Here is a 15,809-nt window from a genome sequence, read left to right as displayed (position 1 = left end):
AACCCTGTCAACTTGTTAACTGGTCAACTCCTGTACCTACTTCTTCACCCTGTTAATTCCCTCCCGTGCTTCCTCAAAATTCTTGTCAATGGCCAACGCCCGTTGGTAATTCACGAGCGCCAGGTCTTTTTTCCCCTGTAGTTCATAAATACGGGCCATCCAGTACCAGGCATCGGGATTGGTATTGGCAACTGTAGCCGCCATGGTAAACACTTTCAGCGCGCTGTCATGCTTTTGCAGATCATGCAGCACGATGCCTTTTTCAATATATGCATCGGCGAATTTCCAGTCGCGTGTAATGCATTCATTGAACATGGCCATGGCCTTATCGTATTGTTTGGTATCTGAATAAAAGCTGCCTTTCAGGTACAGCACATCGTTAATGATGCCGGTTGTATCTTTCCGTATGAGGTCGTCGCAGATAGTAATTACTTTGGGATTCAGGGTAGCGGCATACAAACTTGCCAAAGCCAGCCCGTTGTAGTTGATAGGTGCTATTTTATACGAATGTTCAAAGGCCTGAATCGCTGCCGGCGTATCTTTTAACTGAGTAAGCAATACACCCTTTTCATACCACACTTCAAAATTGAGCGAATCCTGTTGTGCCCACTCATCGTATTGTGCAATCGCTTTTTGCGTTTCGCCAATTTGCGTGTAGATCTCACTTAACCGCCGGTGCATATCCGGATTGCCAGGCCATTTGGCCAGACCTTCCTTTAACAATTTGATCGCTTCTTCAGGCCGGTTCACCAGCATCAGGTTCGATACATATTGCAATGCCACATATTCATCCGGTTTCAGTTCCCATGCTTTTTTATAATCAGCCATAGCCAGTTCATGCTGGTCATGCTGTGACAGCAGGAGCGCTCGTTGTAAATACAACTCCTGGTTTTGCGGAAATCTTTTTATACTGTCAGTTAATCCTGCATATGGAGGTGAATTCAATACTTCATCTGCCGATCTCTTATTGTTACCGGAACTACAGCTGCATAACCAACATAGTAAACCCACCAGTAATAATCCGTTTAACGGAAACCATTTTTTCATCTGTGTTATATATGTTTATTTCAAAGGCCGGCAAAGCTCCCGTACCAACATGTATGCCGATCAGGGGCAAAACTAACCGATTTTTATAAAGTACTTATGACAATATTCTGACAGCCAAACTATTTAACAAAATTATCTTCATTAATTGTTATAAGGTTTAAAACCCGCCCTGCTGACGTCGCCCGGGTGGGAATCAATTGAAGCGACATGATCAAAAATTTCATATTATACCTGCTGGTCGCCGGCCTGACAGGCGTTCTGCTTACTGCTTTTAACAGGCAACCATTGTTCAACAAGCTTGCTTCGCAACCTGCAGACACACTGCTGTACCCGGAAGAAAAACATTTCCGGAATATACAACAGTTAACGTTCGGCGGCGATAATGCCGAAGCATACTTCAGCTATGATGGTGAATGGCTGGTTTTCCAGCGCACGAGTGTCAAAGACGGCATTCCATGCGATCAGATCTTTGCCGGAAGGTTACCCGCGCCGGGCGCTCCTTTTGAATATAAAATGGTAAGCACCGGTAGAGGAAGGACGACCTGCGCGTTCTTTACAAAAGATGGAAAACATATCATTTATGCCTCTACCCATCTGGGTGGCGACATCTGCCCGCCTTTGCCCGACCGGTCGAAATACAGGAATAGATACATCTGGCCATTATACAGCAGCTATGATATTTTTATGGCCGACCTCAATGGTAAGATCGTTAAACAACTTACTCATAGCAAAGGCTATGATGCTGAGGCCACCTTGTCGCCTGATGGCAAAAAAATGATCTATACCAGCGTTAAGGACGGTGATCTTGAGCTCTATGTAATGGACCTCAGATCCGGCAGGGAAAAGCGGATCACCCATACACCAGGCTATGATGGCGGCGCCTGGTTCAGTGCAGATGGTAAAAAGATCATCTGGCGGGCTTCACGGCCGCAAACACCCGAAGCCTTACGATCTTACAAAGAATTACTGGCCGAGAGCCTGGTGGCGCCAACGCAAATGGAAGTGTTCATTGCCGATGCTGATGGCAGCAATGCCCAACAAATAACGCAATTGGGCCAAGCCAACTGGGCCCCCGCCTTTATGCCCGATAGCAAGCGCATCATCTTTGCTTCAAATCATGAATACAAAAGAGGCTTTCCGTTCAATTTGTATATAATGCATGCAGATGGCAGCGGACTGCAAAAGATCAGCCGGGATAAAGGGTTCGATGCATTTCCGATGTTCAGTCCCAACGGTAAAAAGATCGTATTCTGCAGCAACCGGAATAACGGCGGTACCAGAGATACCAATATCTTCATTGCCGACTGGATAGATGATGCAGATCAGGAATAAAGGGTGCCACACTTCGTTTTCTTTGGCAGAAGTAAGTGTGGCACACATCTTATATTAGTTAATCATAATCAAATTTGAGATTATCCTAATCCAACGTTAGCTTTGCGCCAAATCTCCCCCATATGAATTTTTTAGTTGTACTACATAGTTATTTACGTTGGATCCTGTTAATACTGTTGCTGGCTTCTATAATCAAAAGTTTGTCCGGCATGAATGGCAGAAAAACATTGACGGCAGGTGACAAAAAAGTATGGCTGTTCACCATGATCACAGCCCACACTACACTGCTTATTGGTTTAATACTGTTGTTTGTTGGAAGGATCAGCTTCACCAATATACCTGAGGGTGTAAGCGTGATGAAAGATGCCACCTACCGCTTTTTCCTCGTAGAACATCCATTAATGATGCTTATAGCTATTGTGTTTATTACCATTGGCAGAGGTCAGGCAAAGAAATCGATACCCGATGCGGTTAAGTACAAAAAAGCTTTCTGGTTCTTTGTTGTTGCATTGATCCTGATCCTGGCCGCAATTCCATGGCCTGCGCGTGAGATCGGCCGTCCTTTGTTCCCTAGTATGTAGTGTAGAATATACATTTTTTATCATATTAATGAATGCCATCCGCTCTTTTGGGATGGCATTTTGCTTTTACCAGGTGCCTGCTAAATGCCGATTTTGAGTTATCCCGTGGAAAATTAACCCATTACAAACCAGGCATTTCTAATCTGACTCTAATTCAAAATCGTTCTATCTGCTTCATTTCAATTCACTTATCACGGTTCATCGTGGCATGTAACAAACTCAAACACAACACAATAATAGGTTTATAGCCGCGTTTTTGGATGCAGTGCAGCCTTGACCGATACCGGAGCAGGACACTACAGGACATACGTTTGACTTTAAAACGATACGTTTGCGCGCCCGGAATTGAACCTATCAACCAACAGACCACCGGAACATCCCATTAACCTTTCCATGTTGAACAGTGGTGTTGAAATGGTTCAGTCGTAGTACAGAAAAACGATATGCTTATTTGCTTGCTCCAGTTGAATAAATTACCGTAAAACTTATTGGAACTGAATTTATAAAGTTTAATTATTTCGGCAGACTTTTTGAATTTTACACATAAACGTTATCATGACACTTAACACCTTGGCGAGAATCCGTACTGGCGTTTTATTTGTATGCTTACTATTCTCCTGTTCGACCCTTTTAGCACAAAATCAAACTATCAATGCTGTGTATGCAGGTACTGCGTATGAATACGATCAAAGTTCTGATGCCGGCGAAATGGTGAGGACTGATTACGTGTATTACTTCCGGCCCAACTTTTCATTCTGCAGCGACCTGAATAAAGCAGACTGGCAAAAACGGGTAGACGGAACCTACTCTATTGTAGGAAACCAGTTAAAAATGAAATTCCTGAGCGATGGTTCAGAAAAGATCATCCTGTTAGGCATTACCGGCGAAACCGGTCAATCCGGTGCAGCCACTTTTATCAGACTGAACATCGTTAACAGTGTACCAGCTGGTTTTTACAAATTCGTAAGGTCAGCCGGCAAACAGGATGGCTTTTATTTCACTGACGGCAAGTTCAAGCGTACTACCGACTGGACAACTATTTCAGGTGGCAAAACCAATAGTGGTGATGGCGGTTCTTATACCATCAATGAAAGCCAGCTGGCGCTGAAATTCGACAACGGAAAAACAGCCAACTATAGTTTCTTCAGCAGCAATGAGAAAAAAAGCATTGTTGTGATCAATGGTGAAATTTATTACCTCGATGAAGAAGAAATGGCCAAACATGCCGGCGCTTCAAAACCCGCGGCGGTTGCAGTTGCAGCAAAACCCAATGATGTACTGGAAGCTGGTATGAACCTGCTGAAAGCGGCCAATTTGACCCATGGTGCAAGAAATCTGGATAACCTCAATACAATGAAAGCGGTGATGAATACCAATAATCTTACGCTTACTATGACGGCCGACTTTACGCGCCAGATAGTGCGTTTGGAATCATCCCTGCAAGGCAATACCATCCTGTTAGAGCAAATGGAAGGCAACAGCGGCTGGAGTTTCGACGGTAATGGCTATGCTACCTTGTCGCCCCAACGTGTTACAGAGCTCAAACGCTACCTGTACTGTGGTCTGTTAGGTTTGAAATCAGATATACTTGCTAAATCAACTGCTACCCTGCAAACACAGCAATATGGCCTGACCTCTGTAATGGTAATGGTGAACAGTATGCGTTCAGGTTATATTATCAACGACAAGGACAAACGGCTGGAAGCGTTGATCATGGTTGATCCGCTGAGTGGAACCACCACCTTTACATACTCTGATTTCAAGAAAACAGGCGGTATCCTGTTGCCTTATACAGAAGTTATGCAATCAGGTAAACACGCTCAAACCATCAGCTACGAAAGCTACGACATTAATCCAACATTGCCGGCAAACACCTGGGCAAAACCCAAGTAATTGAAGGTTACTGAAAAATAATACAGGTCTCACAAATTATGTGGGACCTTTTTTGTTTTAAGTACCAGTTACCAGTAGCCATTTACCAGTCGCCGGTTTTCCCAAAGGTTGGGTTTCGGTTACAAGTTTCAGGTTACAGGGGTTTCAAGTTGCCTGTAATAATTTGGATTTGCCGAAGCAAAAGCCCGGGAACAGGTAACCGGTAACAGGCAACTGTTTTCCCTGCAACTTGTAACATGCAACCTGGAACAGTTTCAACATTGCCGATTGCCGTTTCACCTTTGCCGACTTTGAGAATTCCGTATATTGCCACCCAGAACTGCAACTATGATCACATACAATCCTAAAGACTGGTTTACCTTTATCTTTCGCTTTCACAAGGCCGATACGCTACGCAAACTTCTGCCGCTTATTATTGGGATCAGCGTTTTCAGCTGGCTCATTGCTTTCCTCGAACTGAATGTATTCAGGTTATCGGAGAACAGCCATGTAAAGAATATAATCTCTATGCATACCCTTCTCAGCTTCGTGATCTCGATGCTGCTGGTATTCCGTACGAACACGGCTTATGACCGCTGGTGGGAAGGACGTAAACTATGGGGCTCCCTGGTAAACAACAGCCGCAACCTGGCCATAAAGCTGCATAGTATATTGGGGCATGAAGAAAAAGCAGACCGCTCATTCTTCCGGCGCATCATACCCATGTATGCCAGTGTGCTGGCACATCACCTGCATGCCGAGAGCACCCGGCTGGCGCTGGACGAAAAGGAACATCCTGAACTGAGAAATATTGATACCAATCGCCATGTTCCCAACCAGGTGGCCTCGATGATGATACAGCGCGTGCACCGCTTATATGAAGAAGGAAAGATAAAAGGCGATCAGCTGATCATCCTCAATGCGGAGCTGCAATCATTCACCGATATTATGGGTGCCTGTGAGCGCATTAAGAACACGCCTATCCCCTTTTCATACAGTGTGTTCCTGAAAAAATTCATCTTTTTTTATGTAATGACCCTGCCGTTCAGCTTTGTTATCAGCCTGGGTTATATTGCCATACCGGTAGTGGCCTTTATATTCTATGTACTGGCCAGTCTCGAGCTGATCGCTGAAGAAATTGAAGACCCGTTTGGCGGTGACGAGAATGACCTGCCGATGAACAAAATGGCATCGAACATAAAAAAGCACGTAGCCGAGATCATCATCTAGGCAGACAGTTTACTCGTAAATATCATGAAATAATTTTTTCAGATGCTCATTGCCGGTGGTTGTCGCCGGCAATTGTTGTATCTGCTTTTCAATATTTTCAATGCGGTCTTTAAACACCGGGTGGGTGCTCAGGAAGGAAGATCGTTCTGCACCGCCGCTTTCCTTTTGCAGCATTTGCATTAACCGCACCATACCCTGGGTATTGATATTATTTTTTGACATCAGCTGCAGGCCATTGTTGTCGGCTTCTGTTTCCAGCGACCGCGAGTATTCCAGTTGTTTCAATGCATCTGCATTATTAACGACCACCGAAGTAATGCCTGATTCATTACCAAAGACCATGGCCAGGAACATTTTGCGCGCCAGGTCACGGAAGATGTTCCGCAGGGAGTGACGCAGGGCAATATGCGAAGCCTCATGCCCGAGCAAGGCAGCCAGCTCTTCCGGGGTTTTCATATTTTCGAGGATGGAACTATACACCACTATATGTCCACCAGGTATCGCAAAGGCATTCATTTCATTTGATTCCACCACCGTTATTTTTACCGGGTAGCCGACATCATAATGCAATTGCGCATAAAAATCATTCAGCACGGCCGTCTTATGTGCATCGATCTTGTATTGCTGTATTACCGACTGGTACATTTGTTCGCCCATGTTGATCTCTGTTTCTTTGGCAAAACCACTGGCTATCCGTTCGCCCAACCAGGGCGCTAGCCACAGGTACAGCGCCAGCAATATGCCTATCAGCACCAGGGCAATAACCCCCAGTTTCAGCCAGATGCTGCCCAGTGCGCGGGTATGCGCTTTGCTGAACAGGCGATGCCCCCGCAAAGTTTGTTTCAATGCCAGCACGAGCTGCGGGTCGCGGATGCCGAGGCGTTCCACTTCTCCCCGGTTGTTCCGGTATTGCAATTCGCTGCCAACAACCTGTTCATTGAATGCCACAAGGTCCTTTGTTAGCCAATACACATCTTTTTCCTGGTTGTCTTCATCACGATACCGGATGGTGATGGTTACCGGCGATAAAAAAACAACAGCCTGGTAAAAATGGCCCACCGCATTATGATAAGTTGCTGAATAAGTAATGCTCATACTGGCGCTAAATTAGCAATTTCGGGATTTTGAGATTCCGGGATTTTGAGATTTCGGGATTTTGAGATTTGCCCATTTATTAGCGCTTCGAGCCTTAGCTAAATCCCCAAATCAAGAAATCCCGAAATCAGAAATTCCTTCATACTTCGGCCTTATATTTGACTATAGAAACTTCCACTATGAAACAGTATTCCTGGTTCCTGCCTGTAGTAGCTTTTCTGATCTGTATAACTGCCTGTACCAGCAGCAAAAAAGTAACCATTCAACCAACGAAAGAAACGCCGGCCCGGCTTTTACCGGCATTACCAGCTTCCAGGATAAATATTCCCTTCAAAATATATATGAAGCCATTGCTGGCGATGATGGATTCAGGAACCGCCAGGGAATTCACCAATGACAAGTGGCCTAATTACACGCAATCGGGTTGCGATTTCCGTTATAAATTCCGCTTCGTACGTTCACCGTTTGTTTTTGGCTGTGTAAATAACAAAGTAACAATAGGTTTTCGCGGTAATTACCAGATCGCCGGCAGCAAAGCGGCTTGTTCATTCGACAAGCAGGTAACGCCCTGGGTGAGCGGCAGTTGTGGTTTTGGCAACGAACCGCTGCGCCGGGTTGACCTCAACATCAGTTCTACGCTTACCCTGTTGCCTAATCACCAGGTGATCACTTCTACCAAATTAGATAAGATCAACCCACTGGATAAATGTGAAGTGACGCTCATGCAAAACGATCTTACCGGCGAAATAATGGACAGCATCCGGTCGTCGATCGAAAGTTATTGCGGCAGCTTCGACAGGTTTGTTCAAACGCTTAATGATAATGAAATGCTGCGGCAGTGGCGTTCTGGCGGCAGCCGGGTTATGCCCATCAGCACCTACGGGTTTTTAAACCTCAATCCAACAGAGCTACGGGTGAGTAAATTCAATATTTACAAGGATACATTATATTTTTCCATCGGCTATAGCGGACAGCCCAGGTTTTCCTCAGACAGTGCGCAACTGGTAACACATGCCGCCCTGCCGCCAATCAATAATTCAGAATACTCAACCGGCATCAGCACTTACCTTGATGCCGTATACCAGTATAGCTTCTTTAATAAACTCATGACCGACAGTTTGGTGAACAAACCATTTGAAGTAGAAGGAAGAACCTTTGTGATAAAGGATGTAAAGATCAGCGGAACGAATGAAGGCAAAATCCAGGTGGATGTAGCTTTCACCGGCAACCGCAAAGGCGTATTGCATTTGACAGGCACACCTGTTCTCGATGCGGAAAAGCAGGTATTGAGCATGCCCGATGTAAGTTTTGCCGTTGACACAAAAGACATGATGGTAAATATCGCCAAGGCCCTGTTCCGGAAAAAGATCATGAAACAATTGGCCAACCAGTCGGTACTTGATATTGCGGCGCTTATAGAAAAGAACAAAAAGGTCATCGAGGCACGATTGAATCAAACGGTGACGCCCTGGATGAGCACATCAGGTACTTTTCAACAATTCAGGCTGGTTGGATTGCTGCCGCAAAAAGACTATATCCAGGTTCAGGCGTATATCCGTGGCACCTTAATGCTGATCGGGCAGCCTCCGGTAAGTATGCTTAAGAAGTAAATAATGTACAACGCGAATAAACTACATGTACTAAGAAGTAAGAAATAGGAAGTACGAAGTAAGAAATTACCTTTCCCCTTAATTTATTACCTATACTTTACATGAGACTTCTTATCTCTTACTTCTTACTTCCTATTTCAAATTCCTGCCAGGAACACATTACAAAAAAGCCGAAAGGCATACCTTTATATCAGATTCATTCTTTAAAAAGTTTTCAGTACGAGGCAACCTGCAAACCCATTCCTGCGTAATAGCCTTTGAGTTATGAAAAACAATTAGTTAGCAAAGAAATTTTCCCGCAAACCAACACCCTTGCTAGATAACTCAAACATTTCCTCCTTACTGAATGGCTGTCGCAAAAATGATCGCAACAGTCAAAAGGAGTTATATTACCTTCTCCGGGGTTTTGCTATAAAGATCTGTTACCGGTATACCAACGCGATGGAGGAATGCGAAGAAATTATGAATGAAGGCTTTGTAAAACTCTTCAAAAACATTCACCAGTTTGATGAAACCCGGCAGGAAGATACTTTATTGTCGTTGAAAGGGTGGTTCAAACGAATCCTGATAAATACCTGTATTGATCATTACCGAAAAACGAACTCATCGGTGAATGGCCATGTGCTTACACATGAATCGGAGACCATTGCCGATCAGGGCGAAAATGGTATTGATATGTTATCGTATAAAGAAATAATTGAAGCGATCCGGTTACTTTCGCCGGCGTACCGGGCGGTCTTCAATTTATTTGTGATAGAAGGGCTTAGCCATGAAGAAATTTCACAAACACTGGGTATTTCAGTAGGCGCCTCAAAATCCAACCTGTCGAAAGCCAGGGACAACCTAAGAAAACTATTGCACAACAAAAACTTGGTAAAAACGTATGCATCCCCTCCACGATAATGACCTAGACCGTATCAGCCGCGAAGCTGCCGAGCACTTCGAGGTAGATTCAGGCGCTTCTGGATGGGCCGATCTGGAAAAGCGCCTGGATGAAGAATTGCCGCAAAAAAAGAAAAAGCGGCGCTTTCTGTTCTGGCTGTTTTTCATTACTGCCACTACAGGCGGCGCTTTAACCGCGCTATTGAAATACCAGCCGCTGACACCACTGGCCAACAATGTACCCGATGTTCATGCGCCGGCTTATACAACGGCTACCGGGCAGAACAATCAGGCTACTTATAACCAAAAAGACCAGCCAGCTGCACCCGCTCCATCACGCAGCACTGCTGATCAGGAGCCTTCTGCATCGACTGCCCAGTCGAAAACGAATAAAACCGGCGACCGCCAACCCACTGCCGCCACTAATCTGGCGTCAACACCCGGGAAGAGCAGTGCGCAACCTATTGCCAAACCGGGCAATGTTCAAAAACAAAAGCCAACCAATGCAGTGGGTGTTGATAAAGCTCCGCTTACCTTGAATTATGCGACTATTCCGCCTGCCAACGCCGGAAAAGACAAAATACGTTCAAAAAGAACATCACGCGGCAAACAGGGCAAACAGCAAAACAGAACCGACCATCAAAAGAACTTGTCAGTAGATCCAGCGCCGGAGAAAACGGGTGCTGATACACCAGTTCCAACTGTAGACGGCTCAACAACCGGAGAACCCGTTGATGCCGATAAGGGAACAGTTACACCTGCCGCGGCCACTGATCAGCAAGCTACTACTCAGCCGGCCAATAAATTACCGGCAACAGCAGCTGATTCCATAAAAGACCCCGTTCAACAGCCCGTTAAAAAACAAGACCGCAAAAAAGATAACATCAGCCAACCACTGGAGATAGGACTGGTGGCTGGTCCTGACATGAGTGCTGTGTCGTTCGGCCCATTGTATAAAGCCGGTTACGTTTTCGGTCTGCAGCTGGGTTACCGCTTATCGAACCGCTGGTCGGTAAATACCGGTGTATTGTACACTAAAAAGTATTACCAGGCCGATAGCCAGTATTTCAAATACTATTCGCCCTGGCCAAACTGGAAACTGGATGAGGTAAAAGGGAACTGTTCTATGTGGGAGATCCCTGTAAATGTGCGTTACGATGTTGCCTTTAACGATAAACGGCGCTGGTTTGCAAGTACCGGTTTATCTACTTACCTGATGGATAAAGAGAACTACACGCTCTATTATAATACGCCGGGAGGCCGCTATTCGCGCCCGCAGAACACAGACAGCAATTCAAGCTATGTATTTTCCATCTGGAATTTATCGGCAGGGTTCGAACGCTCGCTGGGCAGGAATTTCTCGATCCAGGCGGAACCTTATTTAAAAGTTCCTTTGAAAGGATTGGGAACGGGCAGCATGCGGATGAACAGTTATGGCATTTTCTTTACGCTGAAGTACAAGCCCGGCTTTCAGAACAGAAGGTCAGACAACCGGAAATAGCTTTGCTATTACCGGATCTATCGGATACATTGCTTTAAGATCAACACCCGCCTGCCCCGGTACTCACCGGGGCAATTATTTTGAAAGGCAACTACAACGCCTCAAACCACAATTTTTTCTCATTATTCCATTCCCCGTTGTAATTAATGAATAACTCTTCGCCTGGTTTTATGGCGCGCACCGTTTTAATGGAAATAAGATGACCCTCGTAATCCATTTCGTATTCGCAGTTCGATCGGTAGGAATGATTATACACCGGCACATAACCCAGCGCCATACAACATTGATCCTGCTGTTCGCCCCATTCAAAAATATAGTCGTGTAATAAAGTTTGATCAATGAGCTTACGGTCGGCCAGGGATAATACGATCACCGGGGCTATTTCAATAACGGTACGAGCTTTCAGTTTTTCAGATGTAAAAACGCCGCGTCCCATTTTGGGGGTTGGCGCTATGTACAGACAGGGCAGTATCATGTAGGGTTTGTATTATTTCAATTACAAGGCACAAGATAATCAATTGGCAACAGGCAACAGACAACCGGCAAGGGTTTCCCGATTTTTCACACATTCAGGTTATCTTGCCAATGACTAGCATGTTGCGGTGTATTCCATTAGCTGATTTGCATATTAGCAAATTAGCACATTAGCTATTTGTCTATCGTCAATTGTTTAAATTTGGCCCATGAGCTTGGAAAATGAAAATGCCAGAGATCAATTCCTGCACCTGGTTCGACAGGAAGATGTGTTGCAGATGCGGGAATTTTTGAACGACCAGAATATCAGCGAGGTGGCTGAACTGATCAATGAATTTCCTGAGTACTCCAGCCAGATCATCGGCAATATGAGTATTCACCGGGCAGCCAGCGTGTTCAAGATCCTTGACCTGCACACGCAGAAGGCGATCATCCAGGAATTGCAGCCTTTTAAAACGGCCGAACTTTTGAATGAGCTGCCTGCCGATGACCGTACCTCCTTTCTGGAAGAATTGCCCAGTGAAGTGGTTAAAGAGCTCATTAAACTGTTGGATCCTGATGAACGGCGGGTAACGCTGTCGCTGCTCGGCTACCCCGAAAGCAGCGTAGGGCGCCTGATGACGCCTGATTACATTGCCGTCGGGGTCGACTGGACCGTTCAGGAGGTACTGGATCACATCCGCGAAGTAGGCAAGGACAGTGAGACCATCGATGTGATCTACGTGGTGAACGAACGCGGCGAGTTTGTTGACGATATGCGGATCCGCGAGATCATTCTCGCTCACCCGCAAAAAAAAGTAGACGAAATCATTGATTACCGTTCCATAACCCTGCATGTGAATGACGACCAGGAAGTAGCCAACCAAACCTTTAAAATGAACAACCGCGTGGCCCTGCCGGTAATAGATGATAAAAACATCCTGCTGGGCATTGTGACCATCGACGACGTGTTGTGGGTGGCTAATGAAGAGTTCAGTGAAGACATTCAAAAGATCGGGGGTACCGAAGCGCTGGACGAACCTTACCTGGAAATGCCTATTATGAAGCTTTTTAAAAAAAGGGTCGTATGGCTGATAGTGCTGTTCCTGGGTGAAATGCTTACGGCCACCGCTATGGGCTATTTTGAAGATGAAATTGCCAAAGCAGTGGTACTTGCCCTATTCGTTCCTCTCATCATTTCAAGTGGCGGTAACAGCGGTTCACAGGCTTCCACTCTTATCATCCAGGCCATGGCGGTGGGCGAGATCACCATTGCCGACTGGTGGCGGGTAATGCGGCGCGAGATAACTTCCGGTGTCATGCTGGGCACCATCCTCGGACTCATCGGTTTCATCAGGGTGGCCTTATGGAATTCAATATTTCATACCTATGGCAGCCATACCGTACTCATAGGCAGTACAGTCGGTTTCTCATTGATTGGCGTTGTGCTGTGGGGCACCATCTCAGGCTCTATGCTGCCCATTATTCTGAAAAAACTGGGCGCTGACCCGGCAACGTCCTCGGCCCCATTTGTGGCCACCCTCGTCGACGTAACCGGACTGGTGATCTATTTTTCGGTAGCCTATTTATTTTTGAGCGGCAGCCTGCTCTAAACAGGCATATCGGGTGAGGCATGACCAGGTTTTGAATAAATACCACTCATCAATTGAGGTCAATATTCCAGCCCGTTTTCCTATAATTTCCGTTTATGAAAAAATTGCTGTTCCTGCTGTTACTACAGCCAACCCTTATTTCCTATAGCCAGCTCAGTCCATTAACGGTAGAAAAGATCATGCGTGATCCCAAATGGATCGGTACCTCACCGGCCAACCTGCAATGGACAGCCGACGGAAAACACCTGCTGTTTAGCTGGAACCCTGAAAAAGCGGCCGCAGATTCGGTGTATTACATTACGCCCACAGCGATCACTCCTCAGAAAACGACCCGGGCTTTCCGGCAGACAGCCATCACCGACAACCAGATAAAGTATAATGCCAAACGTGATCAATATGTATATACACAGGAAGGCGATATTTACCTCGTAACTGTAAAGACCGGCAGTCGCCGGCGGGTAACGCAAACCGTTGCGGTTGAAAGCAATCCGCAGTTCTCATTCCATGATCAAAAAATAGTATACATCCGCGAACAAAATGCCTGGGCCTGGGATCTGCAAACCGGCGCCACCACCCAGCTCACGAATTTTCAAACAGCCACTACCCCACCCGCTGCACCGGCCGGCAATCAACAGGAAAAATGGTTGCAGCAGGAAGCGCTGCTAAATTCGGTTGTGCTGCAACGGCGCAAACAAAAGAAAGACCTGGCCGATTCCCTGGTAAAGCAATTTGCCAGAGAGAAGTTAGTACGCGCCATTCCGCTCAATGGCAAGACGATGTCATTGCTCACCATTAGCAACAATGGCCGTTTTATCTCCTACCGTTTGATCACTACCGTTCCCGGCAAATCGACCATCGTGCCCAGTTATGTAACAGAAAGTGGATACACGGAGGACCTTCCTGCGCGAACCAAAGTGGGCACAACACAAAATACGCAGGAGCTGTTTGTTTACGATACCGAAAAAGACACGGTGTTTGCAGTAAACACTGATTCCATTCCCGGCATCCGCGACCTGCCCGCTTACCTGAAAGAATACCCAACAGTATATGCCGAAAAAAGCAGGAACCCGCCATTGCGTGCTGTTAATTTTATAAACATCAATTGGGCGCCAACGGGTAATTATGCCGTGGTTGAAGCGCGGGCGCAGGATAATAAGGACCGCTGGTTGTTACTGCTCGAGGGAGCAACCGGCCGTTTATCATTGCTCGACCGCCAAAGAGATGAAGCCTGGATCGGCGGACCCGGCGCCGGAGGATTTCCCGTTTTTAATTCAGACTGGATGAATGACGAAACGTTCTGGTTTCAGTCAGAAACAAGCGGTTATTCGCATTTATATACCATTAATGTTAAAACAAGAGAAAAGCAGGCGCTCACCAGTGGAAATTATGAAGTGCAGAACACGCAGCTCTCGAACAATAAAAAATACTTTTACATCACCACCAACGAAGTGCATCCCGGTGAGCAACATTTTTATCGCCTGCCCGTATCGGGCGGTAAAGCGGAACGCATTACCACACTTACCGGTTCAAACCAGGTAAAATTGTCGCCCGATGAAAAATGGATTGCGTTTTTACATTCATACAGCAACAAACCATGGGAACTGTACCTGCAACCCAACAATACTTCCGGCGGCAACGCCAAAGCAAAACCAGTGCAGGTAACCACGATGGGCCAAAGCGAAGAATTTAAAAGCTATAACTGGCGCGATCCGGAATTGGTCACGTTTACCGCCCGCGACAGTGCGAAGGTGTATGCGCGGCTTTTCAGGCCGGCCCAATCCCATACCGGTAAACCAGCGGTGATATTTGTGCACGGCGCCGGTTATTTGCAAAATGCTCATAAATGGTGGAGTAGTTATTTCCGCGAATACATGTTCCATAATCTGCTTGCCGATAACGGCTATACGGTGCTCGACATCGATTATCGGGGCAGCGCCGGTTATGGCCGCGACTGGCGTACGGGCATTTACCGTTATATGGGCGGCAAGGACCTGGATGATATTGAAGATGGCGCCCGCTACCTCGTTCAACAACTCGGCGTAAACCCGCAGCATATAGGGATATATGGAGGATCATATGGCGGTTTTATTACATTAATGGCATTATTCACAAAACCTCGTATATTTGGGGCCGGAGCCGCATTAAGGCCCGTTACCGATTGGGCCCATTACAATCACGGCTATACCTCCAATATTTTAAATGAACCTTTTAGTGACAGCATTGCGTATCGTCGCAGCTCACCCATAAACTTTGCATCAGGCTTACAGGATCATTTGCTGATTTGCCACGGAATGATCGATGTAAATGTTCATTTCCAGGATGTTGTGCGTCTCACGCAGCGTCTGATAGAACTTGGTAAAGACAACTGGGAACTCTCCGTATATCCAATGGAAGATCATGCCTTTATTGAGCCTGAAAGCTGGACGGATGAATACAAAAGGATCTTCCGCTTATTTGAAACCTGGCTAAAAAATTAATCCATTTTTCCACTAAAACGCTGAACGCTCAAAGCTCAAAGCTTAACGCTGAACGCTTTACCCGAATGTCGAACTTGCCGAGTTCATTCGGAAAGAACCCATTGCGGAAAGGTGCG

At 46.1% G+C, this 15,809-nt stretch carries 12 protein-coding genes; 9 read left to right on the top strand and 3 right to left on the bottom strand.

Annotation, left to right across the window (positions count from 1 at the left end):
• Window positions 1-36: 36 nt before the first annotated feature.
• Entirely contained in the window at window positions 37-1,047 is a 1,011-nt protein-coding gene (locus JUB15_RS00330) for a tetratricopeptide repeat protein (protein WP_207510248.1), read from the bottom strand.
• A gap of 207 nt (window positions 1,048-1,254) precedes the next feature.
• Here JUB15_RS00330 and JUB15_RS00325 point away from each other — a divergent pair, with 207 nt between their 5' ends.
• From JUB15_RS00325 to JUB15_RS00310, 4 genes are all read left to right on the top strand, one after another.
• Window positions 1,255-2,379, top strand: a complete 1,125-nt coding sequence (locus JUB15_RS00325) for a TolB family protein (RefSeq protein ID WP_207510247.1) — start codon at window positions 1,255-1,257, stop codon at window positions 2,377-2,379.
• A 122-nt stretch (window positions 2,380-2,501) separates the two neighbouring features.
• Window positions 2,502-2,960, top strand: coding sequence for a hypothetical protein (locus tag JUB15_RS00320; protein WP_207510246.1), 459 nt, complete (start codon window positions 2,502-2,504; stop codon window positions 2,958-2,960).
• Window positions 2,961-3,617: 657 nt separating this feature from the next.
• Entirely contained in the window at window positions 3,618-4,853 is a 1,236-nt protein-coding gene (locus JUB15_RS00315) for a hypothetical protein (protein WP_207510245.1), read from the top strand.
• A 327-nt stretch (window positions 4,854-5,180) separates the two neighbouring features.
• Window positions 5,181-6,062 carry a bestrophin family protein gene (locus tag JUB15_RS00310; protein WP_207510244.1) on the top strand — a complete coding sequence of 294 codons (882 nt, stop codon included), beginning with the start codon at window positions 5,181-5,183 and terminating at the stop codon, window positions 6,060-6,062.
• A 9-nt stretch (window positions 6,063-6,071) separates the two neighbouring features.
• Here JUB15_RS00310 and JUB15_RS00305 read toward each other — a convergent pair whose 3' ends face one another.
• Complete coding sequence (locus tag JUB15_RS00305) at window positions 6,072-7,157, bottom strand: M48 family metallopeptidase (RefSeq protein ID WP_207510243.1); 1,086 nt, start codon at window positions 7,155-7,157, stop codon at window positions 6,072-6,074.
• Between the two features lie 179 nt (window positions 7,158-7,336).
• On the opposite strand from JUB15_RS00305, the gene JUB15_RS00300 reads away from it, so the two are divergent.
• The 3 genes from JUB15_RS00300 (at window position 7,337) to JUB15_RS00290 (ending at window position 11,150) form a co-directional block, all read left to right on the top strand.
• Window positions 7,337-8,767, top strand: a complete 1,431-nt coding sequence (locus JUB15_RS00300) for a DUF4403 family protein (RefSeq protein WP_207510242.1) — start codon at window positions 7,337-7,339, stop codon at window positions 8,765-8,767.
• 312 nt (window positions 8,768-9,079) lie between these two features.
• Window positions 9,080-9,670 carry an RNA polymerase sigma factor gene (locus JUB15_RS00295; protein WP_207510241.1) on the top strand — a complete coding sequence of 197 codons (591 nt, stop codon included), beginning with the start codon at window positions 9,080-9,082 and terminating at the stop codon, window positions 9,668-9,670.
• The gene (locus tag JUB15_RS00290; protein WP_207510240.1) at window positions 9,651-11,150 is read left to right on the top strand and encodes an outer membrane beta-barrel protein; all 1,500 of its coding nucleotides are present in this window, start codon (window positions 9,651-9,653) and stop codon (window positions 11,148-11,150) included. Before JUB15_RS00295 ends, JUB15_RS00290 begins: the two co-directional genes overlap by 20 nt.
• Before the next feature lie 91 nt (window positions 11,151-11,241).
• On the opposite strand, the gene JUB15_RS00285 is transcribed toward JUB15_RS00290, so the two are convergent.
• A complete protein-coding gene (locus tag JUB15_RS00285) occupies window positions 11,242-11,625 on the bottom strand; it encodes an SET domain-containing protein (protein WP_207510239.1) in 384 nt (127 codons plus the stop codon).
• A gap of 208 nt (window positions 11,626-11,833) precedes the next feature.
• Here JUB15_RS00285 and mgtE point away from each other — a divergent pair, with 208 nt between their 5' ends.
• Both mgtE and JUB15_RS00275 read left to right on the top strand, forming a co-directional pair.
• Window positions 11,834-13,216 (top strand): magnesium transporter, encoded by a 1,383-nt coding sequence (gene mgtE, locus JUB15_RS00280; RefSeq protein ID WP_207510238.1) that lies wholly within the window; start codon window positions 11,834-11,836, stop codon window positions 13,214-13,216.
• Window positions 13,217-13,311: 95 nt separating this feature from the next.
• A complete protein-coding gene (locus tag JUB15_RS00275; RefSeq protein ID WP_207510237.1) occupies window positions 13,312-15,693 on the top strand; it encodes a S9 family peptidase in 2,382 nt (793 codons plus the stop codon).
• The last annotated feature ends 116 nt before the right edge of the window (window positions 15,694-15,809 follow it).

Origin of the sequence: Longitalea luteola (genome assembly GCF_017356035.1) — a bacterium.
Classification (GTDB): Bacteria; Bacteroidota; Bacteroidia; order Chitinophagales; family Chitinophagaceae; genus Niastella; species Niastella luteola.
The sequence above is the reverse complement of the archived record's forward strand: the minus strand, read 5'-3'. Positions and strand labels throughout refer to the sequence as shown.

Bases quoted from the DNA above. Each gene is read 5' to 3' on its own strand.
- JUB15_RS00325 (WP_207510247.1), top strand. From the start codon at position 1,255: ATGATCAAAAATTTCATATTATACCTGCTGGTCGCCGGCCTGACAGGC.
- JUB15_RS00330 (WP_207510248.1), bottom strand. From the start codon at position 1,047: ATGAAAAAATGGTTTCCGTTAAACGGATTATTACTGGTGGGTTTACTA.
- JUB15_RS00310 (WP_207510244.1), top strand. From the start codon at position 5,181: ATGATCACATACAATCCTAAAGACTGGTTTACCTTTATCTTTCGCTTT.
- JUB15_RS00305 (WP_207510243.1), bottom strand. From the start codon at position 7,157: ATGAGCATTACTTATTCAGCAACTTATCATAATGCGGTGGGCCATTTT.
- JUB15_RS00275 (WP_207510237.1), top strand. From the start codon at position 13,312: ATGAAAAAATTGCTGTTCCTGCTGTTACTACAGCCAACCCTTATTTCC.
- JUB15_RS00285 (WP_207510239.1), bottom strand. From the start codon at position 11,625: ATGATACTGCCCTGTCTGTACATAGCGCCAACCCCCAAAATGGGACGC.
- JUB15_RS00320 (WP_207510246.1), top strand. From the start codon at position 2,502: ATGAATTTTTTAGTTGTACTACATAGTTATTTACGTTGGATCCTGTTA.
- mgtE (WP_207510238.1), top strand. From the start codon at position 11,834: ATGAGCTTGGAAAATGAAAATGCCAGAGATCAATTCCTGCACCTGGTT.
- JUB15_RS00300 (WP_207510242.1), top strand. From the start codon at position 7,337: ATGAAACAGTATTCCTGGTTCCTGCCTGTAGTAGCTTTTCTGATCTGT.
- JUB15_RS00290 (WP_207510240.1), top strand. From the start codon at position 9,651: ATGCATCCCCTCCACGATAATGACCTAGACCGTATCAGCCGCGAAGCT.